The following is a 24135-nucleotide window of genomic DNA, read 5'->3' as shown; positions in this document are numbered from 1 at the left end:
TGCAGATCGCCGTCGCGGTCCGTCCTCGCGCATCCTCGCGCCGCAGTGGGGTCCGGCCGCCCGGACAGGACGCGACCGTACGGCTCGACCCGGCCGCCGCCGGCGAGGAGCCGTGGGCTGAGCTGCGGCGGGCCCTGGAACTACGTGTACGCCGCCAGGTCCTGCACCCTCGAGAAGCCCAGCCCGTATGCGCTCATCCCGCGCCCGTACGCCCCGATGTGGACGCCGCTGCCCCCCGCCGACCCGGCCAGCACCCAGCCGAACTCCGATTCGCGATAGTGGAACGGCATGGGCACCCCGTCCACCGGCAGCGAAAGTTCGGACCACGCGGGACCGGCCAGGTCGTCCGCCAGCTCGAACGCGGTCTCGGTCTGCTGGTTCAGCCAGTCGTCCCGCAGCGCATGGTCCAGCTGCGCGGGCCAGGTGTACGCCAGCAGACCCGAACCGGCCAGCCAGGCCGCCGAGGACGCCGTCGTGGCCTCCAGGACGCCCGTACCGTCGGCACTGTGCTGCACGGGGCTCGCAGCGATCGTCACGACCACCGCGAAGCGTTCCTTCTCGGCGCCCGAGGCGTCGGACTTTATCGACGGCTCGTCACCGTGCCCCATGGAGCCGTGCTGCACCGTGCCGTCAGCGGTGGCGCCGACCTGCATCAGCCAGCGCGGCCCGGTGAAGGCCTCGTCCAGTCCGTACCAGGGGAACGGTGCGCGCAGATAGCCGTCGACCGTACGCCGGGCCGCGGGCACCTCCTCGGTAGCGGATGTGCTGGGCGCGCTCTGCGCCGCCCCTACCCGACTCGTCGTCTCCATCTATCCGGCCGCCTCCTCGATCACCAAGGTCCGGAGCGGCCCGCCCCCCGCGGGCGTCCTCGCTTCCGGACAGATGGAGGATAGCCACCTCGCACCGGCTCGTAGGGATTGATGCCACTCGGGTGGCTCAGGTGGCGTCTGCGTCGAAGGGTGGACGCTCGCCCTTGTCGACGGTTTCGCGCTTCTTGAGCAGGTCCGCGGTTCCCCCGACAACGGCCGATGCGGAAGTGCCGGGCTCCTTGCCGTTGACCGCGTCCGCGACCTCGTCCAGGTCCTTCCGCAGATCGAAACCGTTGCGGATCTCCTTGAGATCCTGGTTCTCGGTGAGCTGCTTACGGACGAACGTCTTGGGATTCAGGTCCTCGAACTCGAAGTCCTTGAACTCCGGGCCCAGTTCGCTGCGGATGTCGTGCTTCGCATTGTCCGAGAACTCGCGGACCTTGCGGATGAAGCGCGAAACGTCCTGGACGACCTTGGGCAGCTTGTCGGGGCCGAAAACGAGCACGGCGAGGACCACGAGCGTGACCAGCTCGAGTGCGCCTATGTCGTTGAACACCTTGCTGCTCCTTGTGTTCGTGTTCTCCGTGCCCGCTGCCGGGTCGTCCCGTGGTGTCGGACCGACCGGGTGGAACCGGCTCCACGGTACCCGGCCAATCTGTCCGGGCGGTACCTTCGGGTGTCCGTCACGTGCCGCTCGACGACCCGAGCGTCAGCGTCTTGGTCTGCTCTTTACCGCCCCGCACCACGGTCAGCTCGAGCCGGTCGCCGGGCCGGTGGGCGCGGATCTTGACGATCAGCTCCTCACCGCTGTGCACCCGCTGGCCGTCGACCTTGGTGATCACGTCGCCGGGGCGGATACCGGCCTTGGCGGCCGGGCCGCCGGCGGTGACGGAGGGCGACTCGCCCTTGCCCTTCTCGCCGATCCTGGCGCCGTCGCCCGTGTACTTCATGTCGAGGCTGACGCCGATGACCGGGTGTGTGGCCTTGCCGGTGTTGATGAGCTCCTCGGCGACCCGCTTGCCCTGGTTGATCGGGATGGCGAAGCCGAGCCCGATGGAACCGGCCTGCCCCCCTCCTCCGTCGGGACCGGCGCCGCTGCCGGCGGCGCGGATGGCGCTGTTGATGCCGATCACCCTGGCCTTGGCGTCGACGAGGGGGCCGCCGGAGTTTCCGGGGTTTATCGGGGCGTCGGTCTGCAGGGCGTCGACGTAGCTGATGTCACTGCCGTCACCCTTCTCGCCACCCGCGGTGATCGGGCGCTCCTTGGCGCTGATGATTCCGGCGGTGACGGTGTTCTGGAGGTCGAAGGGGGCTCCGATGGCGACGACCGGGTCACCGACGCGGACGTTGTCGGAGTTTCCGAGCGGCAGCGGCTTGAGCCCGGAGACTCCGGTGACCTTGACGACGGCGAGGTCGTAGCCGCTGTCCTTGCCGATCAGCTTGGCGCGGGCGGTCTCCCCGCCGCTGAAGGTGACGGAGATGTCCCCGGAGCTTCCGGCGGGGTCGACGACATGGTTGTTGGTGAGGATGTGGCCCTGTTCGTCGAGGACGAAGCCGGTGCCGGTGCCCTGCTCACCGCTGCCGCTCACATGCAGCGTGACGACGCTGGGGAGGGCGCTGGCGGCAATGCCCGCGATGCTGCCGGGGGCGCGGTCGGAGTCCTCGGGACCGGCCTGGGGCAGCTCGATCGTGGTGAGGCCACCGTGCCGCTCCACATACGCGCCGACTCCGCCGCCGATTCCGCCGGCGAGCAGCGCGAAGAGCAGCGCTCCGGTAAAGACCGTTCCCCGCCGGGACTTCTTCTTCGCGGGCTCCCCCGGCCGGCTCAGGGCGGTCGCTCCGGGGGCGCTCCAGGGGTCGTAGTGGGTCCACTGGGCGGGCACGGTTGCGGGCGGGGCGGGCAGTGCCGGAGCGGGTGGGGCCGGTGTCGGATGGGGCGCGGAGTATCCATGGCCCACCGGTGGCTGCGCCGGCACGGGCGTCCCGTGCGCAGGAGTCCCCATGGGCCGCTGCACCGGCGGGGCGGGGGCCCACGGCCCGGGGCCGCCGTAGGGCGGCGTCCGGTACTCGTCGGGCTCATGGAGCGGCTGTACGCCGGTACCCAGGGCCGGTACGGATGCCTGATCGGATGCCGGGGCAGGTCCCGGTGCGGGTTCGGACGCGGGGGCCGGTTCGGCGGCGGGCCCGGGGACGGACGCAGTCGCAACCGTCGAGACGGGTGCCGGTGCCGCGAGGGTGTACTCGGACTGCTCGTCTGAGATGCCGACGCGCGTCGCCGGCCCCTCGTCGGCGGGCAGGGCAGCGGGGGCCTGAGCCATGCCGAGAACGCCGTGCTCCGGGGACGTGTCCGAGGACGTGTGGCGCGGTCGGCTCCACCACTTCGGCCTGGGACCCGTCTGCTTCCCGTTTTCCATGCTCTCCCCGCAACAGCCGTTCCGCGCGCGCCCCGCCGGACACTCTTCCCTGGATTCAATCAGGTTTGCGGACGGTGGCACACAGCACGGCGACCGCCGGCGTCATCGTCGGTCCGGGGCCGCAAGCTGGGTCGGGTACGGGGTGGGCGTGGGAGGCACGGAGGCCGTGGCGAACCGGAACTCCGGGCCCGATGGCCGTATCAAGGCCGGTGTGGCGCCCGTGAGCAGGCTCGATGCCGAGAACGGGTGCGCCGGTGACTCCACCTGCACCGCACTCCGGGGGACCGGGCCCACCGCCTGCTCGCCGCCGGCCACGTGGCCACGCCGACGGCCCTCCGTGCCCGTCCCGGTCGAGGCCGTCGCGCTCCGCTGCGGTGTCACGCTGTTCCCCCGCTGGTCCCCGCGGGCAGCGGCGTCGCCCGCGGCCAGCGGTAGCGTGCCGCCCAGGGCGATCGCCGCGAAGGAGACCGCGCTGGCCGCCGTGAGGGCGAATCTACGGCCGCGCCAGAGCGAACGCTCGGCCTCTTGCCGCCCCACGTCATGGATGCGGAACCCCGGGCCGTGCTCCGGGGCGTAACCGAAGTCGTCCGGGGTCACGCCGAAGGCGCCCTGGCCGAGGCGCCCCCCGTCGAACGGTCCCCGTCTGTCGTCGTCAGCGGCGGGACGCCCTTCGGGCGGCCCGCCGGGCAAGCCCTGCAGCCGGGCGAGAAACCCTTCGGACGGCGGCGGAGGTGCGGTCGCCGCGAACACGCTCTTCAGCCGGCGCTGCGCGTCGGCCTCGGCCTTGCATTTGGCGCAGGTCGCCAGATGCGCGAGGACACGCTCACGCGCATCGTGATTCAGCTCGCCGTCGATGAGAGCAGCGAGCCGGTCCCCCAGGTGCTGCTCTGCAGGGGTCGGGCCGATGCCACTCACGCCGTACCGCCCTCCCCGGCCACGCCCGCGAGCGCGCGCTGCTCCGCACGTGCTTCGGGAGAGCGGTGCTGGAGAGCCTTGCGCAGATGCGAGCGACCACGGTGGATACGACTGCGGACGGTGCCGAGCTTGACACCGAGCGTGGCCGCGATCTCCTCGTACGACAGTCCCTCGATGTCGCAGAGCACGACGGCCGCGCGGAACTCGGGCGCCAGGGTGTCCAGCGCCTGCTGGACGTCGGCGTCGAAGTGCGTGTCGTGGAAGACCTGTTGCGGCGAGGGCTCACGGCTGGGCAGGCGCTCGGCCGCGTCGTCGCCGAGCGCGTCGAAGCGGATCCGCTGCTTGCGGCGGACCATGTCCAGGAAGAGGTTCGTCGTGATGCGGTGCAGCCAGCCCTCGAACGTCCCCGGCGTGTACGTGGACAGGGAGCGGAAGACACGGACGAAGACCTCCTGGGTGAGGTCCTCCGCGTCGTGCTGGTTTCCGGTCAGACGGTAGGCGAGACGGTAGACCCGGCCGCTGTGCGTGCTGACGATCTCCTCCCAGGAAGGAGGAGTCCACGCCTGGGCTTCCGCATCCGATGCGAATGTCGCGGTGGCTGCGGAGTCGGCACGGAGAGAACGGGCGTCAGCGGTGTCTGTCACGGATTTCGGCTCACCCGCCGATCCGAGAAGGCGCTTCAGCAGCCCTCTCCGATCCACAGGCGCAGCCGCACCTCCCCTGTCGGCTCTGGTGGTGTCCAGTGGAGCCCCTACCATAGCCACCTCGCCCGTTAGCTCCGGATAAGAATCTTTACGCGAATTTGGGGCCGCTCCGGCAGCCGCCGTGAATTCCTTCGCGCCTCTTCTTAACGCCCGGTCCCATCTCCGGGTTCCCGGGCACAGCGGATACAGTCACCGTTGCGCCAACTACGGGGACAGGAGAGGGTCATCACCGCCAACCGGCAGACGAACTGGGCGTTCGCCGACGCCTTTGTCGCCGAGGACGAAGCACTGCACTGGGCCCGCGAGCGGTCCCGGGAGACAGCGCTGCCCTCGGTGTCACCGGGCACCGGCGCCGCGCTGCGACTGCTGGCCGCGGCGGCGGACGCCAAGGCGGTGGCGGAGATCGGCACCGGAACAGGCGTTTCCGGGATCTATCTGCTGCAGGGCATGCGGCCCGACGGTGTACTGACGACCGTGGACCCCCAGCCGGAGCGGCAGCAGTTCGCCCGGCAGGCGTTCCGCGCCGCGGGCTTCGCGGGAAACCGGGCGCGTTTCATCCCCGGCCGCGCCCTGGACGTACTGCCGCGGCTTGCGGACGGCGGATACGACCTGGTGTTCTGCGACGGAGACCGGATGGAGTCGCTGGACTACCTCGCTGAATCGTTGCGCCTGCTGCGACCTGGGGGGCTTGTCTGCTTCGAGGGTGTCTTCGCGGACGGCCGGACGGTCGATTCGGCGGCCCAACCGGCGGAGGTGCTGCGACTGCGGGAGCTGCTGCGGGCCGTACGCGAGAGCCAGGAACTGGTGCCCTCACTCCTGCCGGTGGGTGACGGGCTCCTCTGCGCGGTCCGCCGCGGCTAAGGGCTGTCCCGTAATCTCCGGTGGATCAGCGCGCGGCGTCAGATGCGGTGCATCGTAAGGCGGAGGGGTGTCCTCATACTGGGCGTATTCGGGCACTCCGACAACGCAGCGAGGTGCCGTAGCTGTCGTCGTGCGCCCGCCGGGGATTACGGGACAGCCCTTAGGCCGTCACCCGGGGTCCCGTACCCGGCACGAATACGACACTGCCCCAGCACGGTCGTAGCCGTGCCGGGGCAGTGCAGAAGAAAGGTGGTGGGCGCTCTCCGCGTCAGCCGACGACCTTCTTGAGGGCGTCGCCAAGGGCGTCGGCCTCGTCCGGAGTCAGCTCGACGACAAGCCGACCGCCGCCTTCGAGCGGAACGCGCATGACGATGCCCCGCCCCTCCTTGGTCACCTCGAGCGGGCCGTCGCCCGTCCGCGGCTTCATGGCCGCCATGCTCGTTCCCCTTCCTGAAACCAGCTCATCGTCAGCCGACGGCCCCCTGGGTGGGCACACGTCACCGGCATCGAACACATTGCTTCCCAGCCATTATCCCGCATGTCGGGACCCGATGACCAACATCGGTCTGCATCGCTTGCGCAACGCGCTCTCTCAAAACCACCCAATTCGGCGATCCGGCTGAGATACTTCGCCGTCGCACTCGCCCCGCGCACCGGCATTTCTTTGACGCAGGTCACATACCGGTGCGTATGTCGGGCTCGGCGATCTCCGCCATGCTGGGCTCGACACGAGCACATCGCCCGAGCCGCAAAGGGGACACCACATGGCCGACACCGTGCTGTACGAGGTGAAGGACGGACTCGCGACCATCACGATCAACCGGCCCGAGGCCATGAACGCGATGAACATCGAGGCCAAGGAAGCCCTCAGGGACAGCGTGCGTGCCGCTGCGGCGGACGAGGCGGTACGGGCGGTGCTGCTGACCGCGACGGGACGCGCATTCTGCGTGGGCCAGGACCTGAAGGAGCACATCTCCCTGCTCGTGTCCGACCGTGAGAAGGGCACCAGCCACACGATGAACACGGTGCGCGATCACTACAACCCCATCGTGCAGGCGCTCACCGAGATGCCGAAGCCGGTCGTCGCCGGGGTGAACGGTGTCGCGGCCGGCGCCGGGTTCGGCTTCGCACTGGCCGCGGACTACCGGGTCGTCGCCGACTCGGCGAAGTTCACGACCTCCTTCGCCGGGGTCGCCCTGACCGCCGACTCGGGCGTCTCCTGGACGCTGCCACGGCTGATCGGGTCGAGCCGTGCCGCCGACCTCCTGCTCTTCCCGCGTTCGATCTCTGCCCAGGAGGCCTTCGACCTGGGCATCGCGAACAAGCTGGTACCGGCCGACGACCTCGCCGAGGAGGCGGCCGCGGTCGCCCGTGCTCTCGCCGAGGGCCCGACCCTCGCCTACGCCGCGATCAAGGAGTCCCTCGCCTACGGCGCCGGTCACACGCTCGGCGAGACGCTGGCGAAGGAGGACGAGCTGCAGACCAGGGCGGGCGCCTCGGAGGACCACGCGATCGCGGTCAAGGCGTTCGTCGCCAAGGAGAAGCCCAAGTACCTCGGACGGTAGCCCGGCCGACGGGTGGTCGGGGCGCCGGTGACGCGGACGTCGCCCGCCCCGACGTGCCCCCGCCGCCCGGGCGGGGTCATTGCGCCCGGGGCGTCATGCTGCTCCGGGCGCCCTGCGGGCCACGCAGTCGGCGAGGTGGTCGTCGACCAGGCCGCACGCCTGCATCAGGGCGTACGCCGTGGTGGGGCCGATGAAGCGCAGACCCCGCTTCTTGAGGTCCTTGGACAGAGCCGTCGACTCGTCCGTGACCGCCGGGACGTCCGCGAGGGTGCGCGGCGCCGGCCGGTTTGCCGGGTCCGGCGCGTACGACCAGATCAGCCTGTCCAGCTCGCCGTCCGGCCAGTCGGCCAGCACCCGGGCGTTGGCGAGGGTGGCCTCGATCTTGGCGCGGTTGCGGATGATCCCGGGGTCCATGAGCAGCCGCTCCTCGTCGGCCCCGGTGAAGGACGCCACCGATGCGATCCTGAAGCCCTGGAAGGCCTTCCTGAAGGTCTCGCGGCGACGCAGGATCGTGATCCACGACAGCCCGGACTGGAACGCCTCCAGGCAGAGCCGCTCGAACAGCGCGTCGTCCCCGTGGACCGGCCGGCCCCATTCCTCGTCGTGGTAGGCCACGTAGTCATCGGTGGACAGGCCCCAGGGGCAGCGCAGCCGCCCGTCCGGGCCGGCAACCGCGCCGCCACTCACCGCTCCTGCCCCTCGGCGTTCCCGCCGCCCGACCGCTCGTCCGGCTCCTCGCCGGACCGCTCGCCGGGCTCCGCGTCGGACTGCCCGGCCGGGCGCGCGTCGTGCCGCTCGGCCGGCGGCTTGTCGACCATGCCGCCGCGGCGGTCCTCCGGCGCTTCGAACAGCCCGGGCCGCCCCACGGCCGTCGCCTGCTGCCCGGCCAGCACGGATTCCAGTTCCGCGATCCGGGCGTCCCGCTCCGCGAGCTCCGCGCCCAGGCGGTCGAGGACGTCGTCGACCTCCGCCATCCGGTAGCCCCGCGGCACCACCGGCAGCCGGAGCGCCTCGATGTCCGCGCGGCCCACCGGACGCGCCATCGGCAGCGGGTCCACCAGCTGCTCGGGCGCCGCATCCGGAAGAACGGCGCTCTCACCGCCGCCGACCACCGCGAGGGTGACCGCGGCGACCACCACAACCATCGCGATCAGCAAGAACCAGAACACAGCGCGCCTCTCCCCGGAGCAGGAAACCGTCCGGTGCCGATCGTGCCATGCGCCACGGACGGTTAAGGTCACAGGCGACGGAACGCGAGGAGGAAACACGGGATGCGCAGCGGGACTCTGCGGCTTGGCCGGCGCGAATTCGATGCGCACGAACCGGTGATCATGGCGATCGTGAACCGGACCCCCGACTCCTTCTACGACCGGGGGGCGACGTTCCGCGACGAGCCCGCACTCGCCCGCGTCGAGCACGCGGTGTCGGAGGGTGCCGCCATCATCGACATCGGCGGGGTGAAGGCCGGTCCCGGGGAAGAGGTCTCGGCCGAGGAGGAGGCCCGCCGCACCGTCGGTTTCGTCGCCGAGGTGCGCAGGCGCTTCCCCGACGTGGTGATCAGTGTGGACACCTGGCGGCACGATGTGGGCGCCGCGGTCTGCGAGGCGGGCGCCGACCTGCTGAACGACGCCTGGGGCGGCGTGGACCCGAAGCTGGCCGAGGTGGCGGCACGGTACGACGTCGGTCTGGTGTGCACGCACGCCGGCGGGGCGGAACCGAGGACGCGACCGCACCGGGTCGCGTACGACGACGTGATGGCCGACATCCTGCGGGTGACGACCGGGCTGGCCGAGCGGGCGGTGGAGCTCGGGGTGTGCAGGGACCGGATCCTCATCGACCCCGGCCATGACTTCGGGAAGAACACCCGCCACTCTCTGGAGGCGACCCGCCGCCTCGGCGACATGGTCGAGACGGGCTGGCCGGTGCTGGTCTCCCTGTCGAACAAGGACTTCGTCGGCGAGACGCTCGATCGACCGGTGAAGGAGCGCCTGATCGGCACGCTCGCGACTACGGCGGTGTCGGCGTGGCTCGGGGCGCAGGTGTACCGCGTGCACGAGGTGGCCGAGACCCGTCAGGTGCTGGACATGGTGGCGTCCATCGCGGGGCACAGGCCCCCGGCGGTCGCCCGCAGGGGGCTGGCCTGAGCGACGGGGGCCGGCCCGGACCGGCGAGAACGCCGGTACCGGGCCCTCCGGGGCGCCTCCTCCGGATCTCGCCGGTCGGGCGGGGTCCGGCGAGGACGACGAAGCCGGCCTATGCCTCGTAGCCCTCGAAGGCGAGCGGCTCGGGCGGGCCGGTCTCCTTCGTGACCAGCCCCACGGCCTCCTCCACGTCGTCCGTGACGTGGAAGAGCAGCAGGTCGCGCCCGGACGCCTTGCCCTGGGCCACCACGGTGTCCCGGAGCCAGTCGACCAGGCCGGACCAGTACGCCGTACCGAAGAGCACGATCGGGAAGCGGGTCACCTTGCGCGTCTGGACAAGGGTGAGGGCCTCGAAGAGCTCGTCGAGGGTTCCGAAGCCGCCCGGCATGACCACGAAGCCCTGTGCGTACTTCACGAACATCGTCTTGCGGACGAAGAAGTAGCGGAAGTTCACCCCGATGTCGACGTGCGGGTTGAGCCCCTGCTCGAAGGGCAGCTCGATACCCAGCCCGACGGAGATCCCCCTGGCCTCCCGGGCACCCCTGTTCGCGGCCTCCATCGCGCCCGGCCCCCCGCCGGTGATCACGGCGAAGCCCGCTTCGACGAGCGCCCTGCCGATACGGACACCCGCGTCGTACTCCGGAGTGCCGGGCGCGGTCCGGGCGGAGCCGAAGACGCTGATGGCACTGGGCAGTTCGGCGAGGGCTCCGAAGCCTTCGACGAACTCCGACTGGATGCGCATGACCCGCCAGGGGTCCGTGTGCACCCATTCCGAGTCGCCCTCGGTGTCCAGCAGCCGCTGGTCCGTGGTGCCGGGCTGGATCTGGTCTCTGCGGCGCAGCACCGGCCCCAGCCGCTGTTCCTCCGGCTGCCGTGCTTCGTCGGGGTTGCCCATGACCTGCTCCCTCCGCTGCTGTGCTCGTTCCAGGTCAGGGTAGGTCGACAGAGATGGCCGGGAGCGAAATTCCGAAGGTCGGACAGGAGGAGGTCAGGCCGTGAGCCAGTCCCGGAGCCGCTGCTCGCAGTGCGTGATCCTGTCGACGGCCACATGCTCGTCCCGCTTGTGGGCGAAGAGGGCGTCGCCGGGTCCGTAGTTGACCGCGGGAACGCCGAGCGCGCTGAACCGCGAGACGTCCGTCCAGCCGAACTTGGGCTGTGCGGTGCCACCCACGGCCTCCATGAAGGCGGCTGCGGCCGGGTGGGAGAGCCCGGGCAGGGCCCCGCCCGTGTGATCGTCGACGATGAACTCGGCGACTCCGCAGTCCGCGAAGACCTCGCGGACGTGGGCCTCCGCGTCGGCCATGCCACGGTCCGGGGCATAGCGGTAGTTGATCACCACGGTGCACTCGTCGGGGATGACGTTGGTGGCGACGCCGCCCTGGATCCCCACGGCGCTGAGGCCCTCGCGGTACTCGAGCCCGTCGATCACCGGACGGCGCGGCTCGTACGCGGCGAGGCGGGCCAGCACCGGCCCTGCGGCGTGAATGGCGTTTGACCCCATCCAGCTGCGCGCGGAGTGTGCGCGTTCACCGGTCATGCGCAGATGGACCCGCAGCGTGCCCTGGCAGCCGCCTTCGACCTGGGCGTCCGACGGCTCCAGCAGCACGGCGAAGTCGCCCTCGAGCCAGTCGGGGTGTGCGTCGGCCAGATGCCCGAGGCCATTCAGGTGTGCGGCCACCTCTTCGTTGTCGTAGAAGACGAAGGTCAGGTCGCGGTTGGGCACCGGGACGGTCGCGGCGATGCGCAGCTGGACGGCGACGCCCGACTTCATGTCCGAGGTGCCGCAGCCCCACAGGATGCCGTTGTCGTCCAGCCTGGAGGGGACGTTGTCGGCGATCGGCACGGTGTCGATGTGCCCGGCGAGGACGACCCTTTCGGCACGCCCGAGGTCCGTACGGGCGACGACGTTGTTGCCGTGACGGTCGACCGTGAGGTGCGGCAGGGTGCGCAGGGCCTGCTCGATCGCGTCGGCGAGAGCCTTCTCGTTGCCGCTGACCGAAGGGAAGTCGACGAGCCGGGCGGTCAGCGCGGGGGCGTCCAGGGAGAGATCAAGCGCGGTTTCGGGCATGCCCCGACCCTAGCGTCCCGCTTGTCCGGCCCCCGGCGGGGCGGCTGTCGGAGGCCGGTACCGTGGGCAGCGTGACCGAGACCGCCTCCCCCGTCCGGCGCGGCCGGCTCATGCGAGCGGCGGCCGCGTTCGCCGTGCTGCTGGCCCTCGTCGCCTATGTGGTCGTGCAGTACGTGACCGGGGGCGCGCCGCGCTGCGTCGTGCGCTCGGCCGGAGGTCCGGGATCCGGCTCCGGTGCGTCGTACGAGCTCACCCCGGAGATGGCCGCCAATGCCGCCACGATCTCGGCGGTGGGCACCACACGCGGGATGCCGGAGCGCGCGGTCACCATCGCCCTGGCGACCGCGCTCCAGGAGTCCGCGCTGCGCAACATCAGGCACGGCGACCGGGACTCGCTGGGTCTCTTCCAGCAGCGGCCCTCGCAGGGCTGGGGAACCCCCGGCCAGATCCTCGACCCGGTGTACTCCGCGGGGAAGTTCTACGACCATCTCGCCAAGGTGCCGGGCTATTCGCGTCTGCCCCTGACCGTGGCGGCCCAGCGCGTCCAGCGCAGCGGCTTCCCGCAGGCGTACGCGAAGCACGAGCCGGACGCCTCGCTTCTGGCTGCCGCGCTCACCGGCCGCGCCACCGCGTCGCTGACGTGTTCGGCGGGGCAGGGGACCGGACCGGGCGACACGGCGAAGGTGCGCTCCGAGCTGAAGCGGTCCTTCGGTGCCGAGGTGCTGCCCGCCTCCGCCGGTTCGGGCCGCTCCGGCGCGCCGCGCCCCGCCGAGCTGGTGCTCCCGGTGAGCGCGGCCACGGCCGAGGGCGGCGGATCCGCTGCCCGGCGCGGCTGGGAACTGGCGCACTGGGCGGTGGCCCGGGCGACCGAGCTGCGCATCACGGAGATCTCGTACTCGGGCCGGGTGTGGAGCGCCGATGAGGCGGACGAGGGGTGGCGTGCCGCAGGACCGGAAGCCGGCGGCGGCGTGGTCCGGATCCGTCTCGCCCACTGAGGGCTGTCCGTGATCCCTGGTGGATCAGCACGTGGCGTCGGATGTGCGGGGTCTCACCGGGCCCGCCAGGGCCGAGGGGAAGCATCGCAAGGCGGAGGGGTGTCCTCATAGCGAGGGGTGTCCTCATAGCGGGGGAGGCGTATCCGGGCGCTCCGACAACCCGGCGTGGGGGCGCCTCCCAGCGGTGGCCGGTGGAGTGCCTTACGCCAGTCGTCGTCCTTCGCCTGCCGGGGATCACGGGAGCACCCTTGGCCCGGCGCCGGGCGTCTCCCGCCGACCCGGACGGTCTCGCCGGGGGCACGTGTGCGCGCCTGCGGGGAGGGACGCGAACGGCATGCAGACGGAACGCGTCAAGAGCACGGTGGAACAATCCGCCCCGAATTTCATTTCGCGCAGGCGTCCGCTCCTTCACTCACCCGTGGGGCGTATCCCATGGCCGGGCGATATTTCTCCGGCCCGTTCGGACACGTTCGAGAGCGTTCCCCAATTCCCTTGGGATTGAAGAGAAGTGACGGTTCGGCACATCGCCGGAGCACGTATTGTTCGCCCGCGTTTGTCCCCAGCCGATTATGCGATGCATTGCCAACTCTTTACCGATGGTCACCGCAACCATTCCGGGCCCAAAGGCGGTTGTCACTGCGTCCGACTGCCGGACAGGCAACACCCCCGTCCGACTGCCGGACAGGCAACACCCAACGTTCTCTCGTCGAAGGAGCACCATGTCCCTCCCCCTGACCCGTCGGATCGCCCGTGCCGCGCTGCTCGTCGCAGCGGGCGCAGCTCCCGTGGTCGGTGCGGCCGGCTCCGCAAGCGCCGTGGACCTTGCACCCGCCCAGAACATGGGCGGCGGGCTGACCCAGCTCGACGGCGCCGCAGTCGGCGACACCGCGGACGGCACCGCGCAGCAGGCCGCCGGCCAGGCGAACGAGGCGGGCGGCAGGCTGGTCGGCACGGCCCTGCCGGCCGCGAGCAAGACCGTCGGCGAGGCGGCCAGGACGGGCGCCCCCGCCGCGCAGGAGACGGCGGGCGAGGCCGCAGGCTCCGCGGCCGGTGTGGTGGGCGGCACCGCGGGCACCGCTGCCGAGCAGGGCCTCCCGGCGGCCGATTCGCTCAGCGGCGGTGTCCCGACCGCAGCGGCGCCCCTGCCGGCCGCACCGCTCCCCGGCGACGGGCTCGCCGCCCCCCTGCCGGCCGACCAGCTGCCCGCCGACGGGCTGCTCGGCCAGTAGAACCGGATACACGGAAGGGCCCTCGGGAGCACAAGCTCCCGAGGGCCCTTCCGTCCGCTGTCCGCGTCCGCGGGTCCATGTCGCCCGTCGACCATGTGCGACCGATCGCCCCGCCGGACGCCGGCCGTTCCCCGCCGACCGTCCGGCCGGGCGATCGGTCCGGGCGTCCGGAGATCAGCCGAGGCGCTTGACAGCAGCCTCGACCCGCTCGTCGGTGGCTGTGAAGGCCACACGGACGAACCGCTCACCAGCGGGGCCGTAGAAGTCTCCCGGCGCGACGAGGATGCCCAGTCCGGCCAGATGCGCGACCGTGTCCCAGCAGGGCTCGTCGCGGGTCGCCCACAGATAGAGGCTCGCCTCGCTGTGCTCGATACGGAAGCCGTGCTTGAGCAGGGCCTCGCGCAGTGCTCCGCGCCGGGACGCGTACCTGGCCCGCTGCTCCGCCACGTGGGTGTCGTCGCCGAGCGCCGCGACCGTCGCCGCCTGCACCGGAGCGGGTGTCATCATCCCGCCGTGCTTGCGGATCTGGAGGAGCTCGCCGAGGACAGCCGCGTCACCCGCGATGAACGCCGCGCGGTAGCCCGCGAGGTTCGACCGCTTGGAGAGCGAGTGGACGGAGACGATGCCCTCGTACGAACCACCGCAGACGTCGGGGTGCAGTACGGACACGGGTTCGGCGTCCCAGCCCAGTTCCAGGTAGCACTCGTCGCTGAAGAGCAGTACGCCGTGTTCGCGCGCCCACGCGACCGTCCGGGTCAGCTCGTCCTTCGACAGGACCCGGCCCGTGGGGTTCGACGGGGAGTTCAGCCAGAGCAGCTTGAGGCCGGCGGGGTCGAGCTCCGTGGGGTCGTCGTACACGACGGGCGTCGCACCGCAGAGCCGTGCGCCGACCTCGTACGTCGGGTAGGCGAGCCGCGGATACGCGACCTTGTCGCCGGCGCCCAGGCCGAGCTGGGTCGGCAGCCAGGCCACCAGCTCCTTCGACCCCACTACCGGAAGCACGTTGGTGTGCGCGAACGACACCGCGCCGAGCCGCCGCTCACACCATCCGACCAATGCGTCACGCAGGGCCGTGGTCCCCCACACCGTGGGATAGCCGGGGGCGTCCGCGGCCGCGACGAGGGCCTGCCGGATCAGGTCCGGAACCGGGTCGACCGGCGTGCCGACGGAAAGGTCGACGATGCCGTCCGGGTGGGCCGCTGCGGTCGCCTTGTACGGCTCCAGCCTGTCCCAGGGAAAGACCGGGAGACGCGAAGAGACTGCGGACACGGTGCTCACTTTCTCGTACGTACGGCGCGGACCGGCTCGAACGGCGCGGGCTTGGTCGAACGCCGCGGCCCCGCACGGCGGACGTGCCGTACGGGACCGGGTTCGGCGCGATCAGCCGTTCTGCGGCGGCAGTGCGGCGATGAAGGGGTGGTCACGCTCGATCAGCCCCAGCTTGGAGGCGCCACCGGGCGAACCGAGCTCGTCGAAGAACTCGACGTTCGCCTTGTAGTAGTCCTTCCATTCCTCGGGGGTGTCATCCTCGTAGAAGATCGCCTCGACCGGGCAGACCGGCTCACAGGCACCACAGTCGACGCATTCGTCCGGGTGGATGTACAAGGACCGCTGGCCCTCGTAGATGCAGTCGACGGGGCACTCCTCGATGCACGCCTTGTCCTTGACGTCGACACAAGGCTGCGCAATGACGTAGGTCACGCTGTCGTTCCTCCTCGGTAGGGCGCGGCGTCCGTTCTGCGGCTCGCCGCGGGGCTGCGCGGGAGCGCGGCGTCGTCGATGCCCGCACCTAGTATCTCCGTTCCTGGGGATGATCCGAACAGGAGGGGCGGACTGAGCTGTGGAATTCACTGCGAGCGGACAACCAGAGGTCCGTATCACCCCCTCTGACGTGGGAAAACGTGTCTCGGTGCGACGGCTCGCCGATGCCGGTGCGACTGGGGAGAAGTACACCGACACGGTCGGGGTTCTCACATCATGGGACAACGATGTGCTGCTGATCACACGCCGTACCGGCGAGACCGTCCGCATCGCGGAATCGTCGCTGGTCGCGGGCAAGGTCGTGCCGCCCGCACCGGCGCGCAGACGGGGTCTTCCGGCGGCGTCGTTCGAGGATCTGGCCCGGGTCTCGGCCCGGGCTTGGCAGCCGGTGGAGAGCGAGCGGCTCGGCGAGTGGATGCTGCGGTCGGCGTCCGGGTTCACACGACGTGCGAACTCCGTGCTGCCGCTGGGTGAGCCGGGGATACCGCTGGACGACGCACTCGAGCGGGTGCGGGGCTGGTACGCCGAGCGGGACCTTCCGGCCTACGTCCAGACGGCGACGGGCGCCGAGGGCACGCAGGAGGCGCTCTGCGCGGAGCTGGAGCGGCGCGGCTGGGCGCGCGAGGTGTCGGCGGAGCTCCGCATCGGCGGGCTGGCGCCGGTCGGGGACCTGGCCGCGGATGTGTCGCGGGTGCGGCTGGGACGGTCGGTCGACGAAGCATGGCTGCGGCGCTACCAGCGGACCGGTGTGCCTGGCCCTCATATGCTGCACGTATTGTCCAGCGGCCCCTCGGTGTGGTTCGCCACCGTACCCGGTGAGTCGGATGTTCCCTCCGCCATCGGCCGCTGTGTGGTCGACGGACGTTGGGCGGGCTTCATGGCAGTGGAGGTCGACCCCGCCTGCCGCAGACAGGGCCTGGCGACGGCCGTGATGGCGGCGCTCGCGCGACAGGCACTGGACGAGGGCGCCTCGGCCGCGTGGCTGCAGGTCGAGTCGGACAACGACGGGGCTCGGCAGATGTACGAGGGGATGGGATTCTCGGTCCATCACCTCTATCACCATTTCCGCTGCTCCCGATCTTCCTGAGCGGGTACGAGACGCATATGCACCCGCCACAGCCCGGGGCCTCCCCCTGGCGCCGCAGGTTCGCCGAGGAGGTCCGCTCCGAGCGGCCCGACCTTGCGACGCTCTGCCTGCTCGTGGGCGGGGAGGCCGATCCGGCACTCGACGAGGCGGCACTCGACGCGGCGCAGATCGAGCTGGACCGGCTGGCGGGCCTGCTGCCGTACGGAATCGCCGGTCCTGAGTCATGGATGGCGGCCCTGGCGGGTCTCCTCGGGGAACGCTGCGGCTTCCACGGCACGCCGGGCTGCTACCAGCGGCTGGAGTCCTCCCTCCTCCACGAGGTCCTGCGGCGCCGCCGCGGCCTGCCCATCCTGCTTTCCGTCGTCTGGCTCGAGGTCGCCCGCCGCGCCGGCGCGCCCGTCTACGGTGTGGCCCTGCCCGGCCACTTCGTCGTCGGTATCGGCGACCCGTCCCAGCCCGTCCTCGCGGATCCGTTCGCGGGCGGCCGCCTGCTCACCGGGGCCGACGCAGAGCTCCTCGTCGTCGGCGCGACCGGCGAACCCCTCGATCCGTCGATGCTGGTGCCGGCGAGCCCTCTGGAGATCGTCCTGCGCATCCTCAACAACATCCGCGCCTGGTCCGCGGCCCGCCCCGAGCGCACGGACGTGGGCCTCTGGGCCGTCGAACTCTCCCTCCTCCTTCCCTCCCATCCGGCCCGCCTCCGCTTTGAGCGCGCCCAACTCCTCGTCCAGCGCGGCGACTTCCGGGCCGGGGCGGCGGAGATGGACGCGTATGCGGACATCGTCTCGGAGGTGGAGCCCTCGACGGCCGCTTCGATCAGGAGGAAGGCTCATGCGGCCCGGTCGATGCTGAACTGAGTGCGACTGATGTCCGGTCGACCGGCTTTGCTCCCCCGGAGCCGGGAGCCGGGCGCCGGGCCGGTCGGAGGCCCGGTGCACCTACAGGGAGAAGGCGGGCGATTCCGGCACGAGGGCCCCTCGGCGCGGTCACGCTGGGCAGGGCCCCGCCACCCGTGACTCGTCGCGTCGAACGCCTCCCCGGGGATGGCGGGCCTGCCGTCGGCGCAGCAGCGCCGGACCTGTGACGCGCGGCCTGCTCGCCCACAGCGCCGAGGTTGTCGTCGGCGCCGTGGAGCGACGAGCCGGCGCCCGCGGGGAGCGGGCCCGGGGATTCGGCGCGTGCCGCGGACGGCGCACGCGACGGACCGAGTCGTACGCACAGCCGGCCACCGCGTCGCGCTCTTCAGCCGCCGGCCCCGAACCCTCGCGGGCCCCTGCGCCCGCCGTGGCGGGCGCAGGGGCCGCGAGGTCGACGCTGCGGTGAGGGCGGCGTCCCTCAGCCCTGGGGGTCGAGTTCGATCGTCCCGGTGCGCTCCGCCGGGGTCTTGCCCAGCAGTGCCTTCTGCATCGCGGAGGCGACATCGGTGGCCGACAGCGGATGCTGCTTGCCGTCGCCCTTGGTGATCAGGATGCCGTCGAAGACACCGTCGAGCAGTTCCTCGATGGCCTGCTTGTTGTAGACCTCGACGAGGCGGCCGTCGACCGGCCGCATCGAGAGGATCTTGGGCAGGGACCGGGCGGGGCCGAACTGGATCTGCTTGTCGCCCGCCTTGATCGTGATCAGGCCGGACATGGCGGGCTCGGCGAATTCCTTCATCGCCCGGTCCAGTTCGGCCTTGTTGATGGTGGGCTCGCGGGTTCCGACAGGCAGTTCGACCGAATTCGACCGGCCCGTCTCGACCATGGCGCGGTAGGCGTCCTTCACCGAGATCATCGACTGCTGCACGTCGAGCGACATGCCCGCCTTGCCCGGTACGGCTACGGCCTTGCCGGGCTCGAACCTGATCGTTCCCTCGGTGGCCGAGCCGGAGGATCCCGCCAGGTCGGTGAGCGCGACCTGGAGCTTCTCCTCGTCCACCGGGATGACCGGCTGGGCGACCCGCTCGCCGCCGAAGAGGGAGCCGATCACGGAGACCGGGTTGTAGTCGCTGCCCGCGGCGGCGCGCACGGTCGCCTGGCTGTCCAGCGCGAGGCCCGCCTTGTCCGGGGCGAGCTGCGCCTTCTTGGCTCCCACCGTGAGCTGGAGGGGAGCGGCTGCGCGATCGCCCAGAGCGGCCTCGAGCTTGACGACCCCGTCCTCCTTGGAGCCACCGCCGATGTCGACGCCGAGCACCGTGGTGCCCTTGGGGACCTCGGAGTGGTTGAGCAGCAGCCCGGCGCCGTACGCGACGACGAGCAGACCGAACACACCCGCACCCAGGAGAACCAGTTTGGACCTGCCCTTCCTGACCGGAGGGGCCGAGGGCGACGCGGCCGCCGGTGCGGGCGTCGAAGGTCCGGAGGCGGCGTGGTCCGGGGCGGACGGTCCGGGGAAGTCTGCCGAGAAGTCCGTACCGGGGCCGCCGGGGGGCCAGGGGCTCGCGGCGGGGCCGCCGCCGCGCGGGCCGGCCGGGCCCGAGGGCGCGAACGGCGAGCGGTGCTGCGGCGGGACCACCGGGATGCCACTGGTCAGCGTGTCGCCGGAGACATTGGTGCCGGAAGCCGTCGGACCGGGCGCGGACCGGTCGGGCGCCGAACGCCCCGGCACTGAGGGACCCGGGTCGGGGAAGGCCGACCCGGGAAAACCGGGCCCGGGCGCGGGGCTCTGCGGCGTCAGGACCGCCGTGTCGTCGCTCATCCGCGGCACCCCGTCGGCGGCTCCCGCCGCGAACGGGGAGGTGCCGGTGACCGGACCCGTCGTGGGGCCGGTCGGGGCCGCGGACCCGGAGGCACCCGGCCGGCGCTGGCCGAGCGGAGGTGTGGACGGTCCGGCAGCCGGGGTCTCCGCGGGGGTGCCGGGCGAGCCGGCGGGGCGCGGGGCGGCGGCGCCGGGTCCGGTCGGCCCGCCCGGTGCCTCCGGGGCCGGGGCCTGGGCCGGAACAGGAGTCGGCGACTTACGCGGCGCGAACCAGTCGCTCGTCTTCTCCTCGGCCGGCTTCTCCGCGTTCCCGTCCGCCGCGGCGGGGGCGCCCTCGCTGGGACGCACCGGCGCGGAGGGGGCCTCCGTGGTCGACGCAGCAGGCCGCGGCGTACTGCCCGTACGCTCGGCTGCCCGTTCGACCTTGGGCTGACCGTTCGCCCCCGCGGCTCCGCTCGCCTTCTCGCGCGCGTTCACATCGCTCATCGGCGTGCGCATGACGACCGGCGGGATCGGCCGCGAACCCGGGATGTTGATCCGGATGCGGGTGGTCAGCGTGGTCTCGGTCCTGGGCTCGTCCGGCTGCGTGGTGGACGCGGGCTCGGCTCTCTCGTCCGGAGCGTCCTGCGTCGGGTGCAGCGACGGATACTGGCGGGATCCGTACGGCGGTGTCCCCGAGGGGTACGCAGCTCCACCGTGCCCCTGGGGGCCGGAGGACGAACTGTCAGTTTCACGACTCAAAGCAGGTTCTCCCGGTTGGCTCCGCCGCCCGTTCTTACTGGTACCACTGCTTCGGGCGGCTCGGCAGCGCGCACCACCATACTGGCCGCCGCCGAATCGCACCCGGGGACTGCCGGAAGCAGAGCCCCGCATGCACCCCCCGATGCGGGGTCATTTCGGCCCGAGACAGGACACGTCACATGCCAAGTCGGCCTGTTCATCCGCCTGGTCGCGGAGACCGCGCGACGGTGGCGCAGATCACAGCCACCAGCATTCCGCCCAGCAGGAAGACGATCTCGCCGATACCGCCGGCGAAGAGGCCGTCACCTTCCGGGCGTCCACCGCTGAGCAGCAGCACGGCCACGATCCAGCCGGCGGCGGGGACGAGCGCGCCGAAGTGGGTACTGGTGGCGCGCACACCACCGTAGAACAGGCCCGCGGAACCGAGCAGGGCCAGGGCCAACCCCGCGGGGAACCATGCGGCTTGGACCAGCGAGCCCGCGGTCCCCACCACAAGTCCGAGGACGAGAAGGCCGAGATATCCGGCGATCCGTCCCGGTTTCAGGGACTGTGTCATCCAGGCTCCGGGCTCGCTCATGGGGCCACTCCCTCGAACAGGTCGCGCTCACGCTCACCGGCAGGTGTGCCGGATTCGCCACGCGCCAACTGGTAGTACTCGGTGGTGAACACCGGCTGGCCGAGATCGTTGGAGAGTGCGAAGAAGGCACCGTCGACCACGATCTGGGTGGCATGGGCGCGCATCGCGGCCGCCTTCCGGTCGGCGTACGCACTGCCGTCGATCTCGGCAGTGACCATCGAATCATCCACAACGCCGGGGATGTCACCGATGTCCGCGACACCGGGGAAGCCGCGCTTGTCCATGTCGGCGCTGTCCATGTCGGCGCGCAGCCGGGCGAATCCGTCCTCCGCGACCGACCGCGGCACCCGGTTCCAGTAGATCTTGGTGATGGAGTGCGGGCTGCCGAGGTCGGGCCGGAAGGCCGGCTCCGCGGCGAGGCCGGCCGCCCGCATCGCGACGCGGTGCGCCTGGATGTGGTCGGGGTGGCCGTAGCCGCCGTGGGGGTCGTACGTCACGAGGACCTGCGGCCGTGCCGAACGAATCACCTCGACGAGGTACGGCGCAGCCTCGTCCACGTCGGCGCTCCAGAAGGCGCGGGGGCGGCGGTTCTGGGGCAGTCCCATCATTCCGGAGTCGCGGAAACGGCCGGGACCGCCGAGGAACCGGTGGTCGGTGACACCCAGCTCGGCCATGGCAGCGGCCAGTTCGCCGATCCGGTGGGCTCCCAGGCCGTCCTCCTGGTCGGCGGTCAGATGGGCCAGTTCGGGCGGGATGACCTCGCCCTCCTCGCCGAGGGTGCATGTCACCAGCGTGACGTGGGCGCCCTCGGCGGCGTACCGCGCCATGGTGGCGCCATTGTTGATCGACTCGTCGTCGGGGTGCGCGTGCACCAGGAGGAGACGACGGGCTGCGAGGTCCTTCATGCCCCCAGCCTACGAGGCCCCCGGCCGGGGCAGCGGGCCGCACGGGATCGCCCCGGCCGACCACCGGAACCCGAGGCCGTGCGGTGCGGGACGGCGCGCCCCCGGACCCGCCGGCCTAGAACTTGAGCCCGCCGATCATGCCCGCCACATTCGTGGTCACCTCGCTGATCGTCGGGGCGATGGAGGAGCTGGCCAGATAGAACCCGAGCAGCATGCAGACCGCCGCGTGACCCGCCTTCAGGCCGGATTTCTTGACCAGCAGGAAGACGATGATCGCCAGCAGCACCACCGCCGAAATCGAGAGTGCCACGGCGGTTCACCTCCATAGATATTCGGTCGGTAACAGGCAGCACGCATGTGCCGGAGGAGTCATACCCACCTGGCGTTAGGGATCATAACTATCCGCACCCACGCATCGATCGGTGCACGGCAGCACACGGGGGCGCACGGCACTAGATTCGGCCATATGACATCGAGGCAGCAGCACCCCATCCCGCTCTCGTTCCCTCGTCAGTACGCCAGGACCCAGCGCTTCGGACTCGGTGCTCCACGTGCGTTCACGGTGTCGCCGGACGGCTCGCGCGTCGTGTTCCTCCGCTCCCCCTCGGGCACGGAACGCGCCCACCGGCTCTGGGTGCTGGACCTGGAAGGGGAGGTACGCGAGCGGGTGGCCGCCGACCCGGACGCACTGCTGGGCGGCGAGGCCGAGGAGTTGCCCACCGAGGAGCGGGCCCGGCGGGAGCGCAGCCGCGAGGGCTCCGGGGGCATCGTCGGCTATGCCGTCGACAGGGAGGTGGAGTTGGCGGCGTTCGCGCTGTCGGGGCGGCTCTTCACGGCCGAGCTGAGGGCGGGGACGGCACGTGAACTGCCCGCGGCGGGAGCGGTGATCGACCCCCGCCCCTCCCCTGACGGGCGGTTCGTCGCCTATGCGGCACAGGGTGCGCTGCGGGTGATCGGCGCGGAGGGCGACGGGGACCGCGCGCTGGCCGAGCCGGAGGACGCCAGGACGACGTACGGCGTCGCGGAGTTCGTGGCGGCCGAGGAGATGGGCCGCACGCGCGGGTTCTGGTGGGGACCCGACAGCGACAAGCTGCTGGTGGCGCGTGTCGACGAATCCCCCGTGCAGCGCTGGTGGATGACGGATCCGGCGCACCCGGACCGGGAGCCGGCTCAGGTTCCCTACCCGGCGGCGGGGACGGCCGACGCGGACGTCCGGCTGTATCTCGTCGGACTCGACGGAGGGCGGACCGAGGTCGTCTGGGACCGGGAGCGCCATCCGTATCTCGCCCGCGTGCACTGGTCACCGTCCGGGGCGCCGCTGCTGCTCGTGCAGTCACGGGATCAGCGCACGGCGCTGCATCTCTCCGTGGACACCGATACGGGTGCGACGCGCACCCTGCATGTGGACGAGGACCCCGCGTGGGTCGAGTTGCCGTCCGGGGCGCCCGCCCTGACCCCGGACGGGCAGCTCGTGCGGATCGCCGACGAGGACGGTGCGCGGGTGCTGGTGGTGGGCGACGGGCCGCTGACCGGAGCCCGGTTGCATGTGCGGGCGGTGCTGGACGTCGGTGAGTCGGACGTCCTCGTCTCGGCGTCGGCGGGTGAGGATGCCGTGGAGCGGGAGACCGGCGAGATCCATGTGTACCGGGTGGGCGAGCTGGGTGTGCAGCGGGTCTCCGAGGGCGTGGGGGTGCACTCCGCCGTGCGTTCGGGCACGGTGACGGTGCTCTCTTCGTCCAGGCCGGAAGTGAGCGGTTCCACGGTGCGCGTGCTGCGGGACGGAAAGCCGCTCACCGTGATCGCCTCGTACGCGGAGAAACCGGTTCTCACCCCGCGCGTGCGCCTCACGGAGGCGGGCGCACGGCGCGTTCCGTGCGCCGTGCTGCTTCCCTCCGACCGGCAGGAGCCGGAGGGACCACTTCCGGTGCTGCTGGATCCCTACGGCGGACCCCACGGTCAGCGGGTGCTCGCCGCGCACCATGCGCATCTCACTTCGCAGTGGTTCGCCGACCAGGGCTTCGCGGTGGTCGTCGCGGACGGCAGGGGTTCCCCGGGCCGTTCCCCGGCGTGGGAGAAGGCGGTCAGAAACGATCTGGCACTTGCGCTGGACGACCAGATCGAGGCGCTGCAGGAGCTCGCCGGTCGTTTCCCGCTGGACCTCGGGCGGGTGGCGATCCGCGGATGGTCGTTCGGCGGATACCTGGCCGCGCTGGCGGTGCTGCGCCGGCCGGACGTCTTCCACGCGGGCGTCGCGGGTGCGCCGGTCAGCGACTGGCGGCTGTACGACACGCACTACACCGAGCGCTATCTGGGTATGCCGCAAGAACACCCGGAGGTGTACGCCGCAAACTCCCTCGTCACGGATGACGGCCTGAGCGCTCCGGCAGAGCCGTCGAGGCCGTTGATGATCATCCATGGTCTTGCGGACGACAATGTGGTGATGGCACACAGTCTCCGGCTGTCATCGGCGCTGCTGGCCGCGGGCCGGCCCCATGAGGTGCTGCCGCTCAGCGGAGTCAGCCATATGACGCCGCAGGAGCAGGTCACCGAGAACCTGCTGCTGCTCCAGGTGGAGTTCTTGAAGCGTTCGCTGGGGATGGGCCAGCCGTAACGGCTCCCGCCGTCCCGCGAACGGTCGTGACCTGCGGCCGGCCGCCGCTACGGCGGCTCCGGTCTCGTCGCCCGGG

General features: G+C 71.4%; 24 protein-coding genes. 8 read left to right on the top strand and 16 right to left on the bottom strand.

Translation table 11 applies throughout. The annotated features are described in order from the left end of the window. Positions 1–140 precede the first annotated feature (140 nt). From AC068D_RS21490 to sigE, 5 genes are all read right to left on the bottom strand, one after another. A complete protein-coding gene (locus tag AC068D_RS21490) occupies positions 141–809 on the bottom strand; it encodes a hypothetical protein (protein ID WP_478824626.1) in 669 nt (222 codons plus the stop codon). Between the two features lie 127 nt (positions 810–936). Continuing rightward, positions 937–1365, bottom strand: coding sequence for a sec-independent translocase (locus tag AC068D_RS21485; protein ID WP_478824625.1), 429 nt, complete (start codon positions 1363–1365; stop codon positions 937–939). A 127-nt stretch (positions 1366–1492) separates the two neighbouring features. After that, positions 1493–3127: a S1C family serine protease gene (locus AC068D_RS21480; protein ID WP_478824624.1), complete on the bottom strand. Its 1635-nt coding sequence runs from the start codon at positions 3125–3127 to the stop codon at positions 1493–1495. Between the two features lie 198 nt (positions 3128–3325). Continuing rightward, positions 3326–4138, bottom strand: a complete 813-nt coding sequence (locus AC068D_RS21475) for an anti-sigma factor family protein (protein WP_478824623.1) — start codon at positions 4136–4138, stop codon at positions 3326–3328. Then, the gene (gene sigE, locus AC068D_RS21470) at positions 4135–4896 is read right to left on the bottom strand and encodes an RNA polymerase sigma factor SigE (protein WP_478824622.1); all 762 of its coding nucleotides are present in this window, start codon (positions 4894–4896) and stop codon (positions 4135–4137) included. The genes AC068D_RS21475 and sigE overlap by 4 nt, the downstream gene beginning before the upstream one ends. Positions 4897–5037: 141 nt before the next feature. Here sigE and AC068D_RS21465 point away from each other — a divergent pair, with 141 nt between their 5' ends. Beyond that, the gene (locus tag AC068D_RS21465) at positions 5038–5703 is read left to right on the top strand and encodes an O-methyltransferase (RefSeq protein ID WP_478824621.1); all 666 of its coding nucleotides are present in this window, start codon (positions 5038–5040) and stop codon (positions 5701–5703) included. Positions 5704–5971: 268 nt separating this feature from the next. Here the strand turns inward: AC068D_RS21465 and AC068D_RS21460 are convergent, their stop codons facing one another. After that, positions 5972–6139 (bottom strand): DUF3117 domain-containing protein, encoded by a 168-nt coding sequence (locus tag AC068D_RS21460; RefSeq protein ID WP_003966491.1) that lies wholly within the window; start codon positions 6137–6139, stop codon positions 5972–5974. 328 nt (positions 6140–6467) lie between these two features. Between AC068D_RS21460 and chcB the strand changes: the two genes are divergently transcribed. Continuing rightward, on the top strand, positions 6468–7268 hold the full coding sequence (gene chcB / locus AC068D_RS21455) for a 2-cyclohexenylcarbonyl CoA isomerase (protein WP_478824620.1): 801 nt from the start codon (positions 6468–6470) through the stop codon (positions 7266–7268). A 93-nt stretch (positions 7269–7361) separates the two neighbouring features. Here the strand turns inward: chcB and AC068D_RS21450 are convergent, their stop codons facing one another. Further along, positions 7362–7955 carry a DNA-3-methyladenine glycosylase I gene (locus AC068D_RS21450; protein WP_478824619.1) on the bottom strand — a complete coding sequence of 198 codons (594 nt, stop codon included), beginning with the start codon at positions 7953–7955 and terminating at the stop codon, positions 7362–7364. Next, positions 7952–8437, bottom strand: a complete 486-nt coding sequence (locus tag AC068D_RS21445; RefSeq protein WP_478824618.1) for a DivIVA domain-containing protein — start codon at positions 8435–8437, stop codon at positions 7952–7954. Before AC068D_RS21445 ends, AC068D_RS21450 begins: the two co-directional genes overlap by 4 nt. Positions 8438–8539: 102 nt before the next feature. On the opposite strand from AC068D_RS21445, the gene folP reads away from it, so the two are divergent. Continuing rightward, entirely contained in the window at positions 8540–9412 is an 873-nt protein-coding gene (gene folP / locus AC068D_RS21440; RefSeq protein ID WP_478824617.1) for a dihydropteroate synthase, read from the top strand. 109 nt (positions 9413–9521) lie between these two features. Here folP and AC068D_RS21435 read toward each other — a convergent pair whose 3' ends face one another. Both AC068D_RS21435 and dapE read right to left on the bottom strand, forming a co-directional pair. Next, entirely contained in the window at positions 9522–10304 is a 783-nt protein-coding gene (locus tag AC068D_RS21435; protein ID WP_478824616.1) for an LOG family protein, read from the bottom strand. A gap of 93 nt (positions 10305–10397) precedes the next feature. Continuing rightward, a complete protein-coding gene (gene dapE / locus AC068D_RS21430; RefSeq protein ID WP_478824615.1) occupies positions 10398–11477 on the bottom strand; it encodes a succinyl-diaminopimelate desuccinylase in 1080 nt (359 codons plus the stop codon). 71 nt (positions 11478–11548) lie between these two features. Here dapE and AC068D_RS21425 point away from each other — a divergent pair, with 71 nt between their 5' ends. Together AC068D_RS21425 and AC068D_RS21420 are read left to right on the top strand one after the other, a co-directional pair. Further along, positions 11549–12472: a VldE C-terminal domain-containing protein gene (locus tag AC068D_RS21425; RefSeq protein WP_478824614.1), complete on the top strand. Its 924-nt coding sequence runs from the start codon at positions 11549–11551 to the stop codon at positions 12470–12472. A gap of 719 nt (positions 12473–13191) precedes the next feature. Further along, on the top strand, positions 13192–13701 hold the full coding sequence (locus tag AC068D_RS21420) for an ATP-binding protein (protein ID WP_478824613.1): 510 nt from the start codon (positions 13192–13194) through the stop codon (positions 13699–13701). Positions 13702–13875: 174 nt separating this feature from the next. Here the strand turns inward: AC068D_RS21420 and AC068D_RS21415 are convergent, their stop codons facing one another. Then, positions 13876–14970: a bifunctional succinyldiaminopimelate transaminase/glutamate-prephenate aminotransferase gene (locus tag AC068D_RS21415; protein ID WP_478824612.1), complete on the bottom strand. Its 1095-nt coding sequence runs from the start codon at positions 14968–14970 to the stop codon at positions 13876–13878. 111 nt (positions 14971–15081) lie between these two features. Continuing rightward, positions 15082–15402, bottom strand: coding sequence for a ferredoxin (fdxA, locus tag AC068D_RS21410; RefSeq protein WP_010474859.1), 321 nt, complete (start codon positions 15400–15402; stop codon positions 15082–15084). A 139-nt stretch (positions 15403–15541) separates the two neighbouring features. Here fdxA and AC068D_RS21405 point away from each other — a divergent pair, with 139 nt between their 5' ends. Both AC068D_RS21405 and AC068D_RS21400 read left to right on the top strand, forming a co-directional pair. Then, positions 15542–16549 carry a GNAT family N-acetyltransferase gene (locus AC068D_RS21405; RefSeq protein ID WP_478824611.1) on the top strand — a complete coding sequence of 336 codons (1008 nt, stop codon included), beginning with the start codon at positions 15542–15544 and terminating at the stop codon, positions 16547–16549. Positions 16550–16566: 17 nt separating this feature from the next. Further along, the gene (locus AC068D_RS21400) at positions 16567–17406 is read left to right on the top strand and encodes a transglutaminase family protein (RefSeq protein ID WP_478824610.1); all 840 of its coding nucleotides are present in this window, start codon (positions 16567–16569) and stop codon (positions 17404–17406) included. A gap of 478 nt (positions 17407–17884) precedes the next feature. Here the strand turns inward: AC068D_RS21400 and AC068D_RS21395 are convergent, their stop codons facing one another. From AC068D_RS21395 to AC068D_RS21380, 4 genes are all read right to left on the bottom strand, one after another. Then, complete coding sequence (locus tag AC068D_RS21395) at positions 17885–19966, bottom strand: hypothetical protein (RefSeq protein WP_478824609.1); 2082 nt, start codon at positions 19964–19966, stop codon at positions 17885–17887. A gap of 196 nt (positions 19967–20162) precedes the next feature. After that, on the bottom strand, positions 20163–20543 hold the full coding sequence (locus AC068D_RS21390) for a DUF6113 family protein (protein WP_478824608.1): 381 nt from the start codon (positions 20541–20543) through the stop codon (positions 20163–20165). Beyond that, positions 20540–21448 (bottom strand): N-acetyl-1-D-myo-inositol-2-amino-2-deoxy-alpha-D-glucopyranoside deacetylase, encoded by a 909-nt coding sequence (mshB, locus tag AC068D_RS21385; RefSeq protein WP_478824607.1) that lies wholly within the window; start codon positions 21446–21448, stop codon positions 20540–20542. The genes AC068D_RS21390 and mshB overlap by 4 nt, the downstream gene beginning before the upstream one ends. A 115-nt stretch (positions 21449–21563) precedes the next feature. Further along, the gene (locus tag AC068D_RS21380) at positions 21564–21758 is read right to left on the bottom strand and encodes a hypothetical protein (protein WP_478824606.1); all 195 of its coding nucleotides are present in this window, start codon (positions 21756–21758) and stop codon (positions 21564–21566) included. A 156-nt stretch (positions 21759–21914) separates the two neighbouring features. On the opposite strand from AC068D_RS21380, the gene AC068D_RS21375 reads away from it, so the two are divergent. Continuing rightward, a complete protein-coding gene (locus tag AC068D_RS21375) occupies positions 21915–24059 on the top strand; it encodes a S9 family peptidase (protein ID WP_478824605.1) in 2145 nt (714 codons plus the stop codon). Positions 24060–24135: the final 76 nt, after the last annotated feature.

It is taken from the genome of Streptomyces sp. NPDC043861, assembly GCF_056435905.1.
Note: the sequence above shows the minus strand (reverse complement) of the source record. Positions and strands in the feature narration are given on the sequence as shown.

What these genes read in the sequence shown, in the direction of transcription:
- AC068D_RS21490 (WP_478824626.1), bottom strand. Translation starts at nt 809, where the DNA reads ATGGAGACGACGAGTCGGGTAGGGGCGGCGCAGAGCGCGCCCAGCACA.
- AC068D_RS21480 (WP_478824624.1), bottom strand. Translation starts at nt 3,127, where the DNA reads ATGGCTCAGGCCCCCGCTGCCCTGCCCGCCGACGAGGGGCCGGCGACG.
- sigE (WP_478824622.1), bottom strand. Translation starts at nt 4,896, where the DNA reads ATGGTAGGGGCTCCACTGGACACCACCAGAGCCGACAGGGGAGGTGCG.
- AC068D_RS21460 (WP_003966491.1), bottom strand. Translation starts at nt 6,139, where the DNA reads ATGGCGGCCATGAAGCCGCGGACGGGCGACGGCCCGCTCGAGGTGACC.
- chcB (WP_478824620.1), top strand. Translation starts at nt 6,468, where the DNA reads ATGGCCGACACCGTGCTGTACGAGGTGAAGGACGGACTCGCGACCATC.
- folP (WP_478824617.1), top strand. Translation starts at nt 8,540, where the DNA reads ATGCGCAGCGGGACTCTGCGGCTTGGCCGGCGCGAATTCGATGCGCAC.
- AC068D_RS21435 (WP_478824616.1), bottom strand. Translation starts at nt 10,304, where the DNA reads ATGGGCAACCCCGACGAAGCACGGCAGCCGGAGGAACAGCGGCTGGGG.
- dapE (WP_478824615.1), bottom strand. Translation starts at nt 11,477, where the DNA reads ATGCCCGAAACCGCGCTTGATCTCTCCCTGGACGCCCCCGCGCTGACC.
- AC068D_RS21420 (WP_478824613.1), top strand. Translation starts at nt 13,192, where the DNA reads ATGTCCCTCCCCCTGACCCGTCGGATCGCCCGTGCCGCGCTGCTCGTC.
- AC068D_RS21400 (WP_478824610.1), top strand. Translation starts at nt 16,567, where the DNA reads ATGCACCCGCCACAGCCCGGGGCCTCCCCCTGGCGCCGCAGGTTCGCC.
- AC068D_RS21390 (WP_478824608.1), bottom strand. Translation starts at nt 20,543, where the DNA reads ATGAGCGAGCCCGGAGCCTGGATGACACAGTCCCTGAAACCGGGACGG.
- mshB (WP_478824607.1), bottom strand. Translation starts at nt 21,448, where the DNA reads ATGAAGGACCTCGCAGCCCGTCGTCTCCTCCTGGTGCACGCGCACCCC.
- AC068D_RS21375 (WP_478824605.1), top strand. Translation starts at nt 21,915, where the DNA reads ATGACATCGAGGCAGCAGCACCCCATCCCGCTCTCGTTCCCTCGTCAG.